The organism is Nocardia sp. XZ_19_231, from assembly GCF_015355705.1.
Classification (GTDB): Bacteria; Actinomycetota; Actinomycetes; order Mycobacteriales; family Mycobacteriaceae; genus Nocardia; species Nocardia salmonicida.
Genome location: NZ_JACUZI010000002.1, coordinates 1,065,008 through 1,081,951 on the forward strand (window position 1 = coordinate 1,065,008; position 16,944 = coordinate 1,081,951).

Annotated in this window: 13 protein-coding genes; 4 read left to right on the top strand and 9 right to left on the bottom strand. The window is 64.8% G+C overall.

What is annotated here, in order from left to right:
* The first annotated feature begins 241 nt into the window (after positions 1 to 241).
* Positions 242 to 859 (top strand): hypothetical protein, encoded by a 618-nt coding sequence (locus tag IBJ82_RS11985; protein WP_194825942.1) that lies wholly within the window; start codon positions 242 to 244, stop codon positions 857 to 859.
* 122 nt (positions 860 to 981) lie between these two features.
* Here the strand turns inward: IBJ82_RS11985 and IBJ82_RS11990 are convergent, their stop codons facing one another.
* The 8 genes from IBJ82_RS11990 to IBJ82_RS12025 form a co-directional block, all read right to left on the bottom strand.
* Entirely contained in the window at positions 982 to 1,284 is a 303-nt protein-coding gene (locus IBJ82_RS11990; protein WP_194825943.1) for a WXG100 family type VII secretion target, read from the bottom strand.
* A 33-nt stretch (positions 1,285 to 1,317) separates the two neighbouring features.
* On the bottom strand, positions 1,318 to 1,641 hold the full coding sequence (locus tag IBJ82_RS11995) for a WXG100 family type VII secretion target (RefSeq protein ID WP_194825944.1): 324 nt from the start codon (positions 1,639 to 1,641) through the stop codon (positions 1,318 to 1,320).
* A 343-nt stretch (positions 1,642 to 1,984) separates the two neighbouring features.
* A complete protein-coding gene (locus IBJ82_RS12000) occupies positions 1,985 to 3,217 on the bottom strand; it encodes a hypothetical protein (RefSeq protein ID WP_194825945.1) in 1,233 nt (410 codons plus the stop codon).
* A 24-nt stretch (positions 3,218 to 3,241) separates the two neighbouring features.
* Entirely contained in the window at positions 3,242 to 4,507 is a 1,266-nt protein-coding gene (locus IBJ82_RS12005) for a hypothetical protein (RefSeq protein WP_194825946.1), read from the bottom strand.
* Positions 4,508 to 4,538: 31 nt separating this feature from the next.
* On the bottom strand, positions 4,539 to 6,083 hold the full coding sequence (locus IBJ82_RS12010) for a serine/threonine-protein kinase (RefSeq protein ID WP_194825947.1): 1,545 nt from the start codon (positions 6,081 to 6,083) through the stop codon (positions 4,539 to 4,541).
* Positions 6,084 to 6,170: 87 nt separating this feature from the next.
* Positions 6,171 to 7,403 carry a hypothetical protein gene (locus IBJ82_RS12015; RefSeq protein WP_194825948.1) on the bottom strand — a complete coding sequence of 411 codons (1,233 nt, stop codon included), beginning with the start codon at positions 7,401 to 7,403 and terminating at the stop codon, positions 6,171 to 6,173.
* Positions 7,400 to 8,593 (bottom strand): hypothetical protein, encoded by a 1,194-nt coding sequence (locus IBJ82_RS12020; RefSeq protein WP_194825949.1) that lies wholly within the window; start codon positions 8,591 to 8,593, stop codon positions 7,400 to 7,402. Before IBJ82_RS12020 ends, IBJ82_RS12015 begins: the two co-directional genes overlap by 4 nt.
* Positions 8,594 to 8,664: 71 nt before the next feature.
* Positions 8,665 to 9,864, bottom strand: coding sequence for a hypothetical protein (locus IBJ82_RS12025; RefSeq protein ID WP_194825950.1), 1,200 nt, complete (start codon positions 9,862 to 9,864; stop codon positions 8,665 to 8,667).
* A gap of 165 nt (positions 9,865 to 10,029) precedes the next feature.
* Here IBJ82_RS12025 and IBJ82_RS35335 point away from each other — a divergent pair, with 165 nt between their 5' ends.
* Positions 10,030 to 11,340, top strand: a complete 1,311-nt coding sequence (locus IBJ82_RS35335) for an FHA domain-containing protein (protein WP_194825951.1) — start codon at positions 10,030 to 10,032, stop codon at positions 11,338 to 11,340.
* Here IBJ82_RS35335 and IBJ82_RS12035 read toward each other — a convergent pair.
* Complete coding sequence (locus tag IBJ82_RS12035) at positions 11,337 to 12,782, bottom strand: metallopeptidase (protein WP_194825952.1); 1,446 nt, start codon at positions 12,780 to 12,782, stop codon at positions 11,337 to 11,339. The genes IBJ82_RS35335 and IBJ82_RS12035 overlap by 4 nt on opposite strands.
* 107 nt (positions 12,783 to 12,889) lie before the next feature.
* Here IBJ82_RS12035 and IBJ82_RS12040 point away from each other — a divergent pair, with 107 nt between their 5' ends.
* A complete protein-coding gene (locus IBJ82_RS12040) occupies positions 12,890 to 15,424 on the top strand; it encodes an FHA domain-containing protein (protein WP_194825953.1) in 2,535 nt (844 codons plus the stop codon).
* 70 nt (positions 15,425 to 15,494) lie between these two features.
* Positions 15,495 to 16,844 (top strand): hypothetical protein, encoded by a 1,350-nt coding sequence (locus IBJ82_RS12045; protein ID WP_370585278.1) that lies wholly within the window; start codon positions 15,495 to 15,497, stop codon positions 16,842 to 16,844.
* Positions 16,845 to 16,944 lie beyond the last annotated feature (100 nt).

Below are 16,944 nucleotides of genomic sequence, written 5' to 3' on the forward strand. Positions count from 1 at the left end.
GGAAACCATGACTTATCCACCGCCGCAGCAAGGTCCGGGTTGGGCTCCTGGGCCGGGTTCGCCGCCGCAGTACACCGGGCAGCCATATCCGTCGACGCACCCGCCGCATGGTGTGCCGCCGCAATACGGCTCGCATCCGCAGCAGGGCAGTCAGCCACACCCACAACAAGGTTGGGGTCAACAGCCGCAGCAGGGATGGCCTCAACCGCCGCACCAGAACCCGTGGTGGAGATCGCCGCTAGTGTTGGTCGGCGGTGCTGTCGTCGTGGTCGGTGTGCTGGTAGTCGGGCTTGTCGCTGTCTCCAGCGGAGGCGACGACGAAGCGAAAACAGTCGCAGCGCCCCCATCGGCAGTCCAGGAAGCGCCCTCTGCGCCCACCTCGGCGAAGAGCACTTCCAAAGCGGCACCGACGACGAGTAAGGCCGCCCCACAATCTGTTTCGGCGGACGCCAAGGCTGTCCTCGAAGCGTTGCCCGCATCCCTGCGGGACGTCGTCGCGGTCAACAACATCACCGAGAAGGCTCCGATCGGCAACGACCCGTACGCGGTGCGAGTGGTGTTCACGGTCCCGGCCAAGAACAGCCTCACCGTAGGCCTGCTCAGGACGGCCGTCGACATCGACCGCTACCCGATCGCCTGGATCGATACCAACCCGGACAAGCTGCTCCGTCAATGGAGCAGCCAGCACCCGGAGTGGCTGATCGATAAGGGCGAGAAGAAGTTCCGCATCGACGACACGATCCCGGGTGGCGGAGCCACGGTGGAGACGTTCAACACGACAACGAAGCTGTACACGTCGATGTCAGGGTTCAAAGACAAGGACTCCGCCTTGAAATACCTCGAGCGAGCTGGATTCTAGGACAGCTCGCTCAGGTGTGTACCCCGCTCCCTTTCTGAATGCGGCTGCCGTGGGAGTGCACTGTTCCTGAAACAAATCAGGCCCCGGCTGTGAGCCGGGGCCTGATTTGTGGCGTGCTGAGATCAGAACAGACCCGCGAGAGCGGTGTCGGTGCCCTTGAGATCCGAGTTGCCGGACTGGACCAGCGTGCCCGCACCCTCGAGGGTGGTGTTGAGCTGCTGCACGTGGGTGTTCCACTGTGCCTGCAGCTGAGTGAACGCATCGTTCGCGTCACCAGCCCAGTTGTTGGTGACGAAGTCGGTGACCTGCTTGTGGAAGTCTTCCAGCTGGGTCATGATGCCGCGGGCATCCTGGACGATGCGCTGAGCACCGGCCTCGACCTCGCCGAAGTTAGCGGAAATCCGCGTGACGTCGTTGCCTGCCATCGATGGCTCCTTACTAAGTGTGGTGGGGTCGGATCAGAGAGCGGGGAGATCGAGCGAGCTGACCTGGGCCTTCACCTGCGAGGCGAAGTCGTGGTCCTGCTCGTCGTACTGCTTCCCGGCATTGCGCAGGTTCTCGCAGGTCTCGAGGAGCTTGTCGTTGAGCTTGTCGGCCTGGAAGTAGTAACGCTCCATGAAGGAGTCGAACGCCGCGCGGGCGCCACCACTCCACGTTGCAGTGGTCTGATCCTCGAGAGTCTTCAGCGCCTTGATCCCGTTGACCAGATCCAGATGCCTTTGCTCGGAGGTCTTCACGAAGTCGTCGATTGCCTCTTTACTGGCACTGAGCTGACCCGCCATGGTGTGTTCCTTCCGGTTGCTGGGAGTCGAGAGCAACTGCTCCGGTCGACCCGTTCATATGATTGGACGCGAGCCAGGGTGGATCGGTTCCCACATCTTCCGAGATTTTTTCGGCCCCCGGGATGACGTCGATGTCCACCCTGCTGTACCTGCGGATTCATGGCTCCGCCGTCGCCCGAGCGACACGAGGCCGACATGTCCGCGAATCTTTCCCCCTCCTTCCCCTGCCACAGCCCGAGTCACAAGGCCAGCGGCACTTCGCGTATCACCATACCGATCGCGACGCTGTCTGCACACCCCACTCCGCCGCCGTTGTTGGACAGGAGCATCTGCGCAACGTCAGCTACTGGGCGTTGGCGAAGACGGCATACTGCGCAGCCGCGCGCTGATGCGCGTCATTGATCTGGTGGCTGCTGACCACCCCGACGTATTGCCGATAACGCACCGAGCACGAGTACCGCTTGATGTCACTAGAGGTGACCTTGTTCTCGATGCAGTTGGTAGCGGGCACTGCGGCAGGCGAGTTCGCCGGGCCGAATCGCGGGCCCTCGAACATCCCGGCCTGGAACTTCTCCGCAGCAGAAGCGTCTCGTGCCTGGAAAACGGTTGCGTCCCAGCCGATCCCGATGTGATCGACGCCGGTTTCCTCGTATAGGCCCCGATGTTCCTGCTCCGCACGTTGTACCTGGAGGAAGCCCTGGAGACCGTATGAGGCCGACCGCGTATCTTCCGGCCCGCCCAACTGTTCGCGGTTCAACGCGCGTTCCAGCACATGGGCAGGATCGTGATCGAGCATCAGAATTTCCATCGGCGTGAGCGCCGGCAACTTGTCGAGCCGTGGCAACTGAGCATCCAGAACTCGGCTGGCGAGATCCTTCATTTGTGGCAGGTCAGCAGCTGACGGCATACCCACCTGCAGGCTCACGACGTAGCTGCCGCGGGCGATGTTCGCGGCCATGCTCGGTACTCCGGGGCGCCAGTGCGCGTGGGCCGCCGGGTACTTGTCGATGGTCAGCTTCTGGTTCTGGTCAGCGGCTACCTGGAAATCGAGGACCTCGATCGATTCGGCCGCGCGCCGTGCTGCGCCCTCGTCGGGAAACTGCATTACACGCATTCCGAAGTAGGTCGGTTCGAGTGAACGCTGAGAATCTGCCAGGACGTCATCGCCGGGCGACAGCGTAAACGGGCCGAAGTGTTCCTTGTCGGTGCTCCCCGTACTGAATCCGTAAAGTAGCCGATGCTCTTTGAGTGCTGGCTTCACGGTGTCGCTGAACTCGCTCAACAAGGTTTCAGATGTAAACGAACCCCATGCTCCGTACTTCAGGCTCGGATCAACATCGGTGCCGAGTACGAGATGGTCGGCGAGGCGCATAGCTGCCAGTTCCTGACCGTATCTGTAGCCATGCTTGTACTGGTAGTAGGCGCTGACCGGGAGCGTCTGGTATTTCCCTACATCCAAGGTTCTGGCATCGATTTCGCCGGGGAATGCTGTTCCGTCGACGTGCGATCCGCAGCCTGATGCCATAATCGACGAAATAATAGCTGCGACCGCAATTTTGGCAACGTGTTTGCGCATGATCTGTCCTCGCTTTCGTCTGGCTTATTTAGAGTTCGCCAATAGCGAGTACTGGGCAGAAATGCGCTGATGTGCATCGGTTAATTGGTTTGCGGATATCTGGGCCGCATACCTCCCGAAACTGATCGTACAGAAGAACCGTGGGTTGACGCCGCGGAATTTTTCACGATTTTCGTGACACTTGGCAGACGGTAGTCCTTGCGGGCTCGGTGCCGTAATAAACAAACGGCCGCGTTCGCCCCGTCGCTTTTCGAGCAGTTGCGCGGACTCCGCATTCTTGGTTCGATATAGTTCCCCGCCGTTGAAAGCGGCCAGGTCAACGCCTGTTTCATCGAACAATCGCTGGTCTTCGGTGATATTTAGTGATACCTGCAATGCGCCGTGCTTCTGATATGTAGCGGGAATCGTGGCGCCGTCGGTTACGGAGTCGTTAGTAGCGGGAACTGTCATGGCGAGCATTCCGTCGACATCGCGGTCCAGTGTGCTCCATTTATCGCGTGGAGTCGGTGTGAATTTCGACAAACTGGGCTGGATTGCCGCAATGACCTTCTCGGCCTTGGATTGCAACCCGGGTAGGTCGTCGGATCCGATTTGATCACCGAGGTTGTCTCTGACGACAGTCAGTACCAAGAATTGACCCACGGAATGCCACACGTATATCGAATCGTATCGTGGGGTCCATACGGCATGAGCCTCGGGAAATCGTGCGAGCTGCGTGGCTTCATAGTGCGCCCCGAGAATTTCTTTGTGCTTGACGCCCAGGGATGGCACGGCCTTCTTGGCTGCCTCGGCGTCAGTAAACAGAAGAGCGAAGTTGTTCAATGTCCAAGAGAGATTCCCATTGAAATTAGTTCGTCCCTCGCTGTAATGACCGGATATGAATCCAGGTGCGAAAGTATTGAAATCTTCGCGGCTCATAAGTAGATCTCGCGACAATGGGTAATGCGAGACATCTGTGAACGTCCGACTCTGGTTGAATCGGTCTGTGAAATTCAGCGCTGGGTCGATCTCTGTTGGTAGAGGCATGGCCTCGGCAATGCGTCGCGCTTCGACCAGCGCTGCCTCGTCGTCGGTTTTAACCATTCCCAAAGGATTCGGTTTGCTCGGGTAGTTCCCCATTTCGAGCTTGCTCAGGTCGACCTGTACCTCTGGAGCGGCCACCGGGCCGGCCGGGCTCGCTTCGCCCCCGCAGCCTGTCACCAAAAGGCATGCGACAGAAACTGTTGCGCTCAATGCCGCTTTGCATGCTCGTTTTCTCAGTGCTTTTGATAATTTCAATTCAGAACGCAAAATATCCCCCGGCGGTAGTTTTCGGATTTCTCTATCTGATCTTTGATTTGAGGACGGGAACCAGCTTGCTGATCATCAGTGCCTCGGATTCGGGTGACCAATTCCGCATGGCGGACACCGTGCTGGGATCGTCGATGGGAACGACAATTGCGCGTGAACTAGTTATTCCGTAAGGGAGACCGAGAAGTCCACCGCCACCGGCCTTCTCGTCGCTACGGAGCACGATGACATAGCTATCGTCCGGTGCTTCGAGTGCGCTCGAGCTGTCCGAGACCACTTTGGGTGACGGAACGCCTTCGGTATTCGTGTACTTGAAGTTGTAGACGAAACCGAGCTTTTCCAAGAACTGCGTCTGCGGGCTGCCGGTCAAATAAAGTCCGAATTTGTTCGGTTGCTGCGTGACATCGAGGAGAGTGACAGTCTTGCCCGCAAACTGGGGATTGTCCTTGCGCTCCTGCTCGATCGGCGGCAGGGCTGAGGCCGATGTACTGGTGGTGGTGCCGGTCGTCGGGTCGGATCCGCCGACGGCCCAAATGCCGACTCCGGTGCCGATTCCGACGACGAGCACGATTGCTCCGCCGATCACTGCCGCGCGCTTGGTCTTGCTCGGAGCGGTCGGAGTGGACGCGGTGAAGCCGTGCAGCGATACCGGTGCCCGAGGATCGGTGTACTCGCGGGGCGGCGTCACTTGGATCGGGTACGTCGGTGATGTGTTGTGGCCGGTGGGGTTGAAGCCCGGAGTCAGCGCGTTCGATGCCGCGTCGGTGAATTCACGACAGGTGGCGAAGCGTTCGGCGGGGTTTTTGGCCATCGCGCGGGCGAAGACGTGGTCGATGGCGTGGGGGAGGCCGGGACGGACTCGGGTTGCCTGGGGTGGGGGCTCGTGGAGGTGGCCCATCATGACCATGGCGGGTTGGACTGCGGGGTAAGGGTTTTGGCCGGTCAGGAGTTTGTAGAAGGCGCAGGCGAGGCTGTAGATGTCGGCGCGGTGGTCGAGGGAGGCGCCGCTGAGTTGTTCCGGCGGGGCGTAGGCGATGGTGGCGAGGAAGCTGCCGGTCTGGGTGAGTTCGGTGGCGTCGTCGGTGGATTTCGCGACACCGAAGTCGGTGAGCAGAATGCGTTCTTCTTCGCCGTCGCTGCTCGACAGCAGGAAGTTGGCGGGCTTGACGTCGCGGTGCAGCAGGCCACGGCGGTGGGCGTAGTCCAAGCCCTTGCCGACCTCGGTGGTGATGCGCAGGGCGCGCAGCGGGGTCATGGCGTGCGGGTCGCGGGCGAGTTCGGCGGCGGCGTCGGTGCCGTCGACGTACTGCATGGCGATCCACAGCTGACCGTGCTCTTCACCGCGGTTGTAGACCGAGACGATGTTGTTGTGGTCCAGGCCTGCGGCGAGATTGGCCTCACGTTCGAAACGGGCGCGGAACTCGGGGTCGCGGCTGAGTTCGGCGCTGAGCACCTTCAGCGCGTCCATCCGCGGCAGGCTGGGATGTTTGGCCAGGTAAACCGTGCCCATGCCGCCGGCGCCGAGCACTCGCTGCACGCGGTACCCCCCGACGATGGTGCCGTGGCTTATCACCATCTTTTACGATCTCCTGACTCAATGCCGCACACTGCCGCTCTCCCGGCTGGAGCATATCGGACTCCGAAGGGGGTGGCCGGTGTGGGATTATTGGCTGTTGGCGAATAGCGCATATTGCGCGGCCGCACGTTGATGGGCGTCCAAAAGCTGGTTGCTGCTCACTATTCCGACGTATTCGTTGTAGGCGAGGATGCAGCTGAAGCGTTTCGACGCGCCTGGGCGTTTGTTGTCTACGCAGGCGGAATCGGGGAGGTTGGGTGGGTTGGCGGCTTCGCCTTCTACCTGCCAGGGGAACATCTTCTCGGTGACCGCGCGGCGGGCGGTTTGCGCGTCGGGGGTGCGGATGCCGATCGAGCCCCAGGACAGGGCCACCTGCTGGGCGCTCATCTTGGTGAGCTGCTCGTCGATGTAGTGGCGATCGGTGGGGAGTTGGTCGCCGGAGTAGTGCAGGATGCCGTGCTTGCCGGTGACCAGGTAGTAGCCGGAGCCCTCGGGGGTGGCCAGTTGGTCCGGGTTGAGGGTTCGCATCAGGAGGTGGTCGGGGTCCCAGGGCAGGTCCATGACCTGTTCGTCGGTCAGCGGGGTGGTTTCGGCGAGTGCCTCGATCTGCTCGGTGTAGGCGGTCGAGGCGAGGGTGGTGAGCGCTTGCTGGTCGGGGGTGGCCACCGACAGTAGGAAGGCGATCACATAGGGGCCGTGGGGGAGAACGGTGCGCAGGAAGGGGGAGTCCGGGCGCCAATGTGACAGGGCCGCAGGGTGTCCGGCGACCGCGACCGGCTGGTTGCGACCCTCCTGCATACCGAAGTCGGTGTCGTAGAACTCTTTCGCCGCGGCGGACGCTCGCTCCGCATCGGGGAACTGGAGCACCATGGTGGTGGCGGTGAGCCTGTTGTCGGCCTTCTTCGTCGGCCAGCCGCCGTAGGTTTCGACGCGTGAATCCTTCGAGGCGCCACTGGATTCGAAGCCGTACAGCATCTTGTGCTTCTTCGCGATGGCCGACATCGCGGGCTCGTCGCCGAGAGCGGAGGGCATCACGCCGGCGGAGACGGTGGTCGCGCGTTTGCCGTAGGTCATCTGGGCGTCGACGTCGCGGGAGTTGATCACGTAGTCGGCGATCCGCATCGCCGCTACCTCGTACATCTCGTAGAACGGCGGGATGGGATCGTCGTCGTGGGCGTTGATCGGCTCGGTGGGGTACGAACCGACGTCGAGGGTTCGGACATCGATCTCGCCGGGCAGTGCCTGACCGGACAGGGTGGATCCGCACGCGGTGAGCACGAGGGTCAGGGTGGCCGCGAGCGCGGCGTAGTGGATTCTCATTTCGCGTTCACCAACAGCGCGTACTGGGCCGAGATCCGCTGCTGGGCGTCGAGGAGTTGGTTCGACCAGACGTAGGCGGCATAGCGGTCGTAGGACACCGCGCAATAGAAGCGGATCGCTATCCGTTGCTGCCTGCCGATGTATTCCTTGCACTTGGCGCTCGGCAGGTTCTTCGGAGCGGCGGAGGCGGTGAATTTGCGGGTGAGGCCGCCGAGTTCGTCGCGGACACCCTGGGCGCCCGCGATATCGCGGGCCCGGTAGACCTCGGCGCCGTCGTTGGCGTAGAGGTCGATGCCGAAGTCGTCGATCATCTTCGTGGTGCTCACCGGGTCGGAGACGAAGTGGCGGGCGGTGCGGCCCGCGTAGACGCCGGGAGGGTTGATCCAGGAATCCTCACGGGCGCGGGGTGCGGTACGGCCGAGCATGCCCTCGCGGTCGCGCTGCAAAGTCATCAGTTCGGTGCTGGGGGTGGGGGTGAACTTCGCTACCGAGGGGACGATCGTGTCGAGGCTCTTGCGGGTCAGATCGAGCAGTACCTGCTTGTCGACCTTCTCCAGGTAGATTTTCAGGTAGTCGTAGAACCAGGTGTAGATCACCAAATGGCCGGTGGCGAACCAGGATCCGATCGATTGCTGGTCGGGCTGCCAGTGTGCGGTCGCCGCGGGGTAACCAGGGATCTCGATGCGCTGATTGTTCGGGGCGTAGCCGAAATCGAGCTTCTCCAGCTCGGAGGCGGCGGTGGCGGCCCGCTGCGCGTCGGGGAAGATCATGACCGCGTTCACCATGTCGAGGCCCATATTCTTGGGCTCGGTCTCTGCCGAGCTCACGAATCCGCCGATGAAATCAGGGGCGACCTCGGCGAACCGGTCGACCGCCATGATCTTGCCGAGCGCGGCTTCGGCATCGAGGAATACCGACGCGATCGTCGGGTTGGTGTGGATGAATCGGGGATCGATGTCGGCCGGTGCCGGTACGAAGTCGCCGAGGCGTTCGGCCTCGATGAAGCGGCCCTGGTCCAGGTTCGAGACCACCCCGACCTGGCGGGGTTGGGTCGGGTAGTTGCCGACATCGAGAGTGGCGAGGTCAACGGGGGCGTCGGTGGCGGCGACTTCGTCGGGACCACCGCAGGCCGCGACGACGGTGGTCAGCAGTGTGGTCGCCAGGACACAGACGACTTTCGTGGCTCGCAACTCATTCCTCCCCGAAACGATTGTCGGCGGAATCCTACGTCACCGCCTTCGAGGAATGGGGGCGAGCGAACTCACAAGCTATTGGCCAGCAGGGCGTACTGGGCGGTGATTTTCTGACGTACTTCGGGTTCACCGTCGGCGCTGACCATGGCCAGGTAGCGCTTGTAGGCGACGTAGCAGCGGTAGACGTAGTCGTTTTCTTTGTTGCCTTTGTCGTTGAGCTTCAGGCAGGTCGCAGTGGGGACGTCGGCGGGGGCGGTAATCGGGTCGTAGTGACCCGCTGAATCGATGAGCCCCTGCATGAGGGATTGGCCGGCGGACTGGTCGCGGACTCGGGTGACGGCGCCGCCCTCGACGACCGCGTGGGCATCGACCCCTGTCGCGGCGATGAGGTTCTGGCGGGCGGTGAGGTCGGCGGCCTTGTTGATGAGGTGTTCAGGGGCATAGGAGGCGAAGGAGTACTGGCCGGGGTGCATGGCGGAACGGTCCTCGACTACGGCGCGGGCCAGCAGCCCGGTGGGGTCGACGGGCAGGTCGGCGATCTTCTCGGCGGGGGTGGGGTCGAACTCGGCGAGCTGGGCGAGTTCGGCGGCGAGGTTCTTGTCGATCCAGGACGTGAGATCGGTCGCGTCGGCGCGGGGGCGCTGGATGAACAGCGAGATCACGAATTCTTTGTGGGCGAGGAACGCGCCGATGGTGGGAACGCCGGGGCGCCAATGGAGGTAGGCGTCGGGGTACTTGGTGGAGGCGAGTTTGCGGTTGTCGGGGGAGACCGCCAGGTCGACCTCCTCGAGCTCGCGCGCGGCGAGGGTGGCGGCGGTCGCGGTGGGGAAACGCAACAGTGCCGTGGTCAGGGCGGTCGCGTCGGGGCCGGGGCGGGTCTTGCCCTCGGGATCGGCCTTGTCGGCGCCGAGCGCGACATAGCCGGTCACGAATTTGCGGTTCTCCAGAACAGGTTTGGAGACATTGGCGATGAAATCCAGCGCGCTGTCGATATCGGGGATGATCACGCCGCCGCGTCCGTGCGACAGCGATGGATCGATGCGCAACGCGGGCACCACGGCCGCCGACATCCGCGCACCCTCGACGATCGCGCCTCTGTTGCCCGCGGTGTCGGTGTAGGTGTGCCGGTCGGTGGCGAAGGTCCCGGTCTCCAGACCACGCACATCGGGCTCACCGGCGACAGGCGTGCCGCTCACCGCGCAGCCGGTGAGGGTGAGCAGGGCGCCACCCAAGGCGAGCGCAATGCGAACTCTGGTCGAACCGATCATCACAAGCCCCTCGATGTCCGCCGCGAGGTGCGTACCTCCGCCATCGCTACTCGGTATGAAGTTACCGGACCGAACCCGCCCAGGGGGACCGATGTGGGGTGCTTGCCATACTCTGGATGACATGGCGACCCCCCTGCTGTGCAGTTCCGGTAGAGGCCGATACCTGTGAGGGATCGGCAGGTCGAAGTGGTGCTCGGAAGTCACGCGGTCGCGCGGGTCGCGGGCGCGGTGATCGTGGTGGCGCATCGCGGGCAGGGCAAGCTCACGCCCGGTGATACCGCGGCGATCGCGCTGGAATCGCTGGCGGAGTTGGTGCGTGACGCGCACGAGCAAGCGCCGTCGGGGCCGGGTTCGGTGGTGGCGCGTGAGGCGACCCGATGGTTGATGAAGTACGCCGAGCAGATTTCGCCGGGTGTGCCGATCGATTTCGGGGTGCTCTCCGCCGCCGACAACGGGGGCGTGGCAATCTTCCTGCACGGCTCGGTGACTGCCGTTCTCACCGATGATCGGGGCCCGGAGTACTACCGGGGTAGCGACGCGGCGTTCACCGTCGATCGGGTGGCCTCGGAGCCGGCGAAGGCTGTCGCGCTGTTCGTCGACGATGCCAAGGGGCGCATTCCGGATCTGCCGCCGGAACGCGGAATCGGTTGGCTCGTCGAAGGAATCGCCCAGGCAGGCGGGGCCGTGATGTGGTCCAACGATGTGCGCAGTCACGTGCGGACCGCGGACCCTGTGGGGCAAACACGCAGGCCGCCACCGGCTACCGCGCGCATCGATCGGGAACCGCGTGCGCCGCAATCAGATCCGCGACCCAGCGAGCGGCCCGCGACCGGGATGCAGCCCGCGACGTCGCTGATGGACGCTGTCACCGGCACGGTCGACACCCCGATCGTCGACCCGCACAATGCCGAAACCCGGCTCTCCGGAACCAATCCCGCGCCCGAACCCGATCCCGACCTGCAGCGCAGGCTCGAGGCCACTGCCAAGTCGACGGTGCTGGCGGTGAAGGTGATGGGGTTCAAGTGCGCGCGTGCGCATCCCAGCGATCCGCGCTCGGCGTTCTGCACGGTGTGCGGCATGCCGGTCGACCAGACCCAGGCGCTCGCCGAGGTGGTCCGCCCGCCGCTCGGCATGCTCGTGCTCGACGACGGCATGACCTACCTGATGGCCGCCGACGCGGTGATCGGACGTGACCCGGAGTTCTCCGACGCGGCTCAGCGCGGACTCATCCCGCTACGTATCGACGACACCTCCGGTGGCATGTCGCGTGCGCATGCCGAAGTGCACCTGGTGAATTGGGACGTGCAACTCATCGATCGCGGTTCCACCAACGGAACTCGCAGCCGGCACCCCGGCTATCGCGACTGGGTCCGGCTCACGCCGAATCAGCCGATGGTGCTCGTCCCCGGCACCGAGGTGATGATCGGCAACCGGGTATTGCGCTACGAACCGGCCGCACCGCCGCCGTTCGGCTAGGAATACCTCGAGAGGCAAGTGGTTTCGCCGTTGAGGACGCCTGCTCGGAAGGCGTCGACGCGGGAGAATCCGCTGGGCACCGTGTTGCCTTCGGCGTCGCTGGCGGCCAGGCCGTCGGTGAGCAGGCCCGAGACCGCCTCGTCGAGGTCGCCCGCGGACAGCTGGATGTCGCCCTGGCTCACGGGACGCCCCGGCTGGGCGAGTTTCCCGGTGACCACTCCGGACAGGCAGGCCGCGCGCAGACCGGTCTTCGCGCCGGTCAACTGCTGGCCGTGACTGCGCTGCACGGCCAGGGTGTAGCGGGAGATGAACACCACGTAGCCGTTGTAGTCGCCACTGACCTTCACGGGCAGGGGGCCGTCGTCGTCGGTGTCGGTGGCGCCGCGTTCGGCCAGGCCGGGCACGTCGGTGGCGATGGTGTTCTTGGCGGGGCAGTAGGTGACCGGGTCGGTGACCGCGCCGTCCTTGCAGTCGATGCGTGAACCCGCGTAGTCGTAGGTCGGGGCCTCTTTCACCGGCAGGATCGCCTGCAGCGCCTTGCTCAGCTCGACCAGGTTCTCCTTGGAGACGGGGTACTCACCGCGACCGCTGTCGTCGGCGAAGCTCTGCGGGAGGTTGCCGCGGCGCGAGTCGATCTCGTCCTCGTCGATGCCCTTGCATCCGCGCGGCCCGTCGGTGAACCCGATCTGCACGGCGGTGACCCGTTCGAAGGCTGAACCGTGCACGCTCTCCGGGTCGTCGGGATCGGAGTCGCGAATCGAAACAGTCGCGGCCAGCACGGAATTCAGGCCGTCGGAAGTGTTGATCGTGAAGTGGTTCGACTTGCCTTCCGCGACATGGCGCATGAACGCGCCCGCGAAGCAGTCGGCCTGCTGTTCCTTCACCAGGACCGGGGTCTTCTTGGTGACCATCTTCGCCATGGTCTGGATGGCGTGGCCGTATTCGTGGGCGAGCACCATCACCACCGACATCGTGCCGAAGGTCTCGCTCATGGTGGGCAGCAGCATCTCGCGGTCCCAGCCGATGGAGTTGTCGCTGCGGCAGTAGGCGGCATTGACCAGGTGATAGGTGGTTTCCTTGCAGAATTCGATCGCCTGACTGCGGGCGGCGCGCGCGTTCCAGGAGATCAGCTTCTCGACCGGGTCGAAGGTCTCACCGGGGAATTCGGTGCCGAAGCCTGCCTGCCAGTAGGACTGGATGTCGTCGATCGCGTTGAGCGCCAACTTGTCCACGTCGCCGCCGTCGCCGTTGGTGGCGGTGAGGGGCGAATCGGCGACGCCGGTGCGTGGACCATTCGGCCCACCAGTGGTCGGCAATCCCGCCACCTGGAACGGATCGTCATAGATGGAGACGCCGTGCCCTTCGATCGCCCGCGTGCAGCCGACACCCATCAGCGCGCATAGCACGACAGAGATCGCAACGAACACTTGGGCTTTCGGCATACGTCCCCCTGGTCGGCCGGATACACGTGCAGGTCGATCGCCGGATCGGGTTCAAAGCCGTCTCGGGGGCACCGCCGATGTCCGGGCGATGGCATAGTATCCGCTCCATGTCTTCACCGGGGGCGCAGACCATCACCGTGCGCCATGATGGAACCGAACGAGTCTTCGAAGCGAGCCAGCAGATCACCATGGGCCGTGCGCCCGAGGTCACCCTGTTCGTGGACAGTCCGCTGGTCTCTCGTGTGCACGCCACTCTTCGATTCAGCAACGGCGCGTGGGTACTCGCCGACAACGGCAGTACCAACGGCGTCTTCGTCGACGCGCGCAGGCTCAACCAGCCCGTCTCGATCGACCGACCCACCCAGGTACGCCTGGGTGACGCGATCACCGGGCCGCTGCTGCACCTGGTCCCCGCGGCGCCTGGGGCGCGCCACGCGGCGACCATGGTCGCGCCGCCTTCACAACCACAGCACCAGCCGCACCACCAGCAACCCCACCACCAGCAGCCGCGTCCGCAGCAGCCGCATCCCGGCTTCCAGCCGCCGTCGCGCCCGCAACAACAGCAACCGCAATACGTTCCCACCTCGCAGCTGCCCGCGCAGCCGCAGGACAACATCAATATGACCCGCCGCGCCGACTCGTCGATGCTGCCGCCGGTCCGCAAAGCGGCCTCGACCGAACCGGTCGCGCGGGGGGACCGCATTCCGCCCGGCGGCCTGAGCATCGGCCGCACCTCGGACAACCAGATCGTGGTGAACGATCCGCTGGCCTCGCGCGCACACGCGAAGCTGTTGTCCTCGCCCGAGGGTTTGGTGATCGAGGACCTCGGTTCGGCCAACGGCACCTTCGTCAACGGGCACCGTCAGCAGCGCTCGGTGCTGCACGAGCGCGACATCGTCACCATCGGCAATATCGACTTCGTCGTCACCCAGGGCGCGCTGGCGCATCGGCAGAAGCCGGTCGCCGAGCAGGGCCTTTCGGTGCACGGAGTCGGATTCACGGTCGAGAACAACAAACAACTGCTCGTCGATGTGAACATGACGGCGGGACGCGGGACGTTGACCGCGCTGATCGGGCCGTCGGGCGCGGGTAAGTCGACGCTGTCGAAGCTGATCGCGGGCAACACCCAGCCCTCCGGCGGTGTGGTGACCTTCGAGGGGCGCAACCTGCACGCCGAGTACGAGGCGCTGCGTTCGCGCATCGGCATGGTGCCCCAGGACGACGTGCTGCACCGTCAGCTCACCGTTCGCCAGGCGCTCGGCTTCGCCGCCGAACTGCGGCTGCCGCCCGATACCACCAAGAGCGACCGGCAGAAGGTGATCGACGGTGTGCTGCAAGAGCTTTCGCTCACCCAGCATGCCGATACCCGGGTGGACCGACTCTCCGGTGGTCAGCGCAAGCGCGCGTCGGTGGCGATGGAGTTGCTCACCGGTCCGTCGCTGCTGATCCTCGACGAGCCGACCTCGGGCCTCGACCCGGCGCTGGACCGACAGGTCATGCAGATGCTGCGCGAGCTGGCCGACGCGGGCCGCGTGGTGATCGTGGTGACGCACTCGGTCGCCTGCCTGGATATGTGCGACCAGGTGGTGCTGCTGGCTCCCGGTGGTAAGACCGCTTTCGCCGGTCATCCGGGCGGAGTCGGAGCGGCGATGGGGACGAGCGACTGGGCGGAGATCTTCGCCGAGGTCGCGGCCAACCCCGATCAAGCGTTCGCGAAGTATCGATCCAGGCAGGCGTATGTGCCGCCACCGCCGCCGGCTCAACCCAACCGCGGCAACGTGGGCGCTCCGCCACAGTCGAACGGCGTGCGTCAGTTCTCGACGCTGATCCGAAGACAGTTGCGGCTGATCTTCGCCGATCGCGGGTACCTGGCGTTCCTGGTGGTGTTGCCGTTCATCCTCGGTGCGTTGTCGCTGGTGGTGCCGGGTAGTGACGGGTTCACCGCGGCGCCCCTGGTGCAGCTGCCGGATGGTTCGTTCGGGCGGGCCAGTGGCGGTGAGGCGCAGCAGCTGCTGGTGGTGCTCATTCTCGGCGCGTGCTTCATGGGCGCCACGCTCACGGTGCGTGACCTGGTCGGCGAACGGTCGATCTTCCTGCGGGAACGCGCCGTCGGCCTGCTGCCATCGGCGTACCTGATGGCCAAGATCGTCGTGTTCAGCGTGACCGCGTTCTTGCAGTCGGCGGTGCTGATCGGCATCACCTTCGTCGGCAAGAAGGCGCCGGGCGAGGGTTCACTGATCCCGAACGGCAGCGTGGAACTGTATTTCGACATCGCGATGACGGCGGTGTGCTGTGTGGTGTTCGGCCTGCTGATGTCGAGCCTGGCCAAGTCCAACGAGCAGGTCATGCCGATGCTCGTGGTCATGATCATGGTGCAGCTGGTGATGGCCGGTGGCCTGATCCCGGTGACCGACCGGGTCGGCCTCGAGCAGTTGTCGTACCTGTTCCCCTCGCGCTGGGGTTACGCGGCGGGTGCGTCGACGGTGGACTTGAAGGAGCTGGTCCTGGGTACTCAGGAGGACTCCCTGTGGACCCATTCGGTCGGGATCTGGATTCTCGACATCGTGATGCTCATCGTGATCACCTCGATCCTCGCGCTGTTCACCTGGAGCAGACTGCGACTGAAGAAGTCACAGGCATGATCGGCCAGGTCAGAACCATTTCGGTGGGCAAGATGCGCGTGTCTGTCGCCGACCGGGCACACTTGAGCCTGTGACCGTTCGAGTTGGGGCCCTACATCTGGGGTGGGACGTGGTGTCCGTGGCCGCGGGTGGCGGCGCGACCCCGGTCCGGCCGGTACAGGTCGAGGGCACTTATACCCCGCCCGCCTACCTGCTCGCCGATGCCGCGGGCAGGTTGCACACCGCCGGTGTCGACCGGCAGCGACCGGATCTGGGGATGGCGATCGCCGATGTGCGCGACATCCTCGGCCACCCGCAGATCGTGATCGCCGGCGCCACCTGGCCTGCCGAGCTCGTCTTCCGGGCCCGGCTCTACAACCCGCTCGCGGCGATCGGCAAATACCTGCAGGGCAAGCCGCAGCTGGTGGCGCTGCCGTATCCGGACAGCTGGCCCGAGGACAAGGTCGAGGTGTACGCGGCGCTCGTCGAGCAGCTCGACGTGGTCGTGGAACCGCTGCCGGAAAGTGTCGCGCTCTCGGGCTACGTGCGTGCCCTCGGCCTGGTCTCCCCGCCCAGCGAGCGGCACCACACCGGCATCGGCGCCACCGGGATCTACTCCGACGGGCGCGCGCTGCTGGTGGTCGCGGTGCACGGCGACGACGAGCAGCCGACCGAATCGACGGAGGTCGCGGTCAGCGCCGAGGCGCTGCGCGATGCCCGCACGGCCGACAACGTGGTGATCGAGGCGATGGCCGCGGCCCGTTCGATCGGCGCCGACACCTCGACGGTGCTGCTGGCGGGCAATGTCTGCTTCAACGACGCCCTGCGGTTCGCCTTCCAGAACCATCTCGGCCAGCGTCTGCACGTGGCCGACCATCCGATGCACGCGCTGGTACTGGGCGCCGCGCATCTGCTGGTGACCGAGCCCGAACTCGACGACGAGGAGGACGACTATCCGGACTCGGGACATCCCGGTCAGGCAGTCGCCGCCCAGGTCGGGTGGGGTGCGCAACCCGCTGCGCCGCCCACCGCCCAGCCGCCGGGCCCGGCCGGGTTCGTCGCCGGTCCGCCCGCCGCGCAACCGCCGCGTCCTGCCTCCAGCGCACCGCGGCACGCGCTCGAACACGACGACTCCGACGACGACGACCGCCGCGGCAAACTGCTCGGCAAGGTGAAGAAGGGCTTCTTCGGCGCACCGGCCGTGGTCGGCGCGCTGGCGCTGGTCGCATTCCAGCCCGATCCCGCCGTTGCCACCGCCGCCGAACCGGTGAGCTGTGCGTTCACCCCGTACACCAACACGGTCCCGCGTGAGGGCATCGCGACCGCGCGTGGCGTGCTCGTCGACGACCACGCCTGCGTCACGCCGGGCATCGACACCCTGCGCTACCTCATCCCCGGCCCGGCGCGGGCGACCGATCCGGGACCGCCGGTAGTGATCTAGCGGCGCCACGCGGTCGGCGATCGTGATCGCCGGTGATCGGCATCGCCCGATTGTGGGTCGGTGATGCGTGGCTGGTATCGTTGCCGGTTGGCGTGTGGAA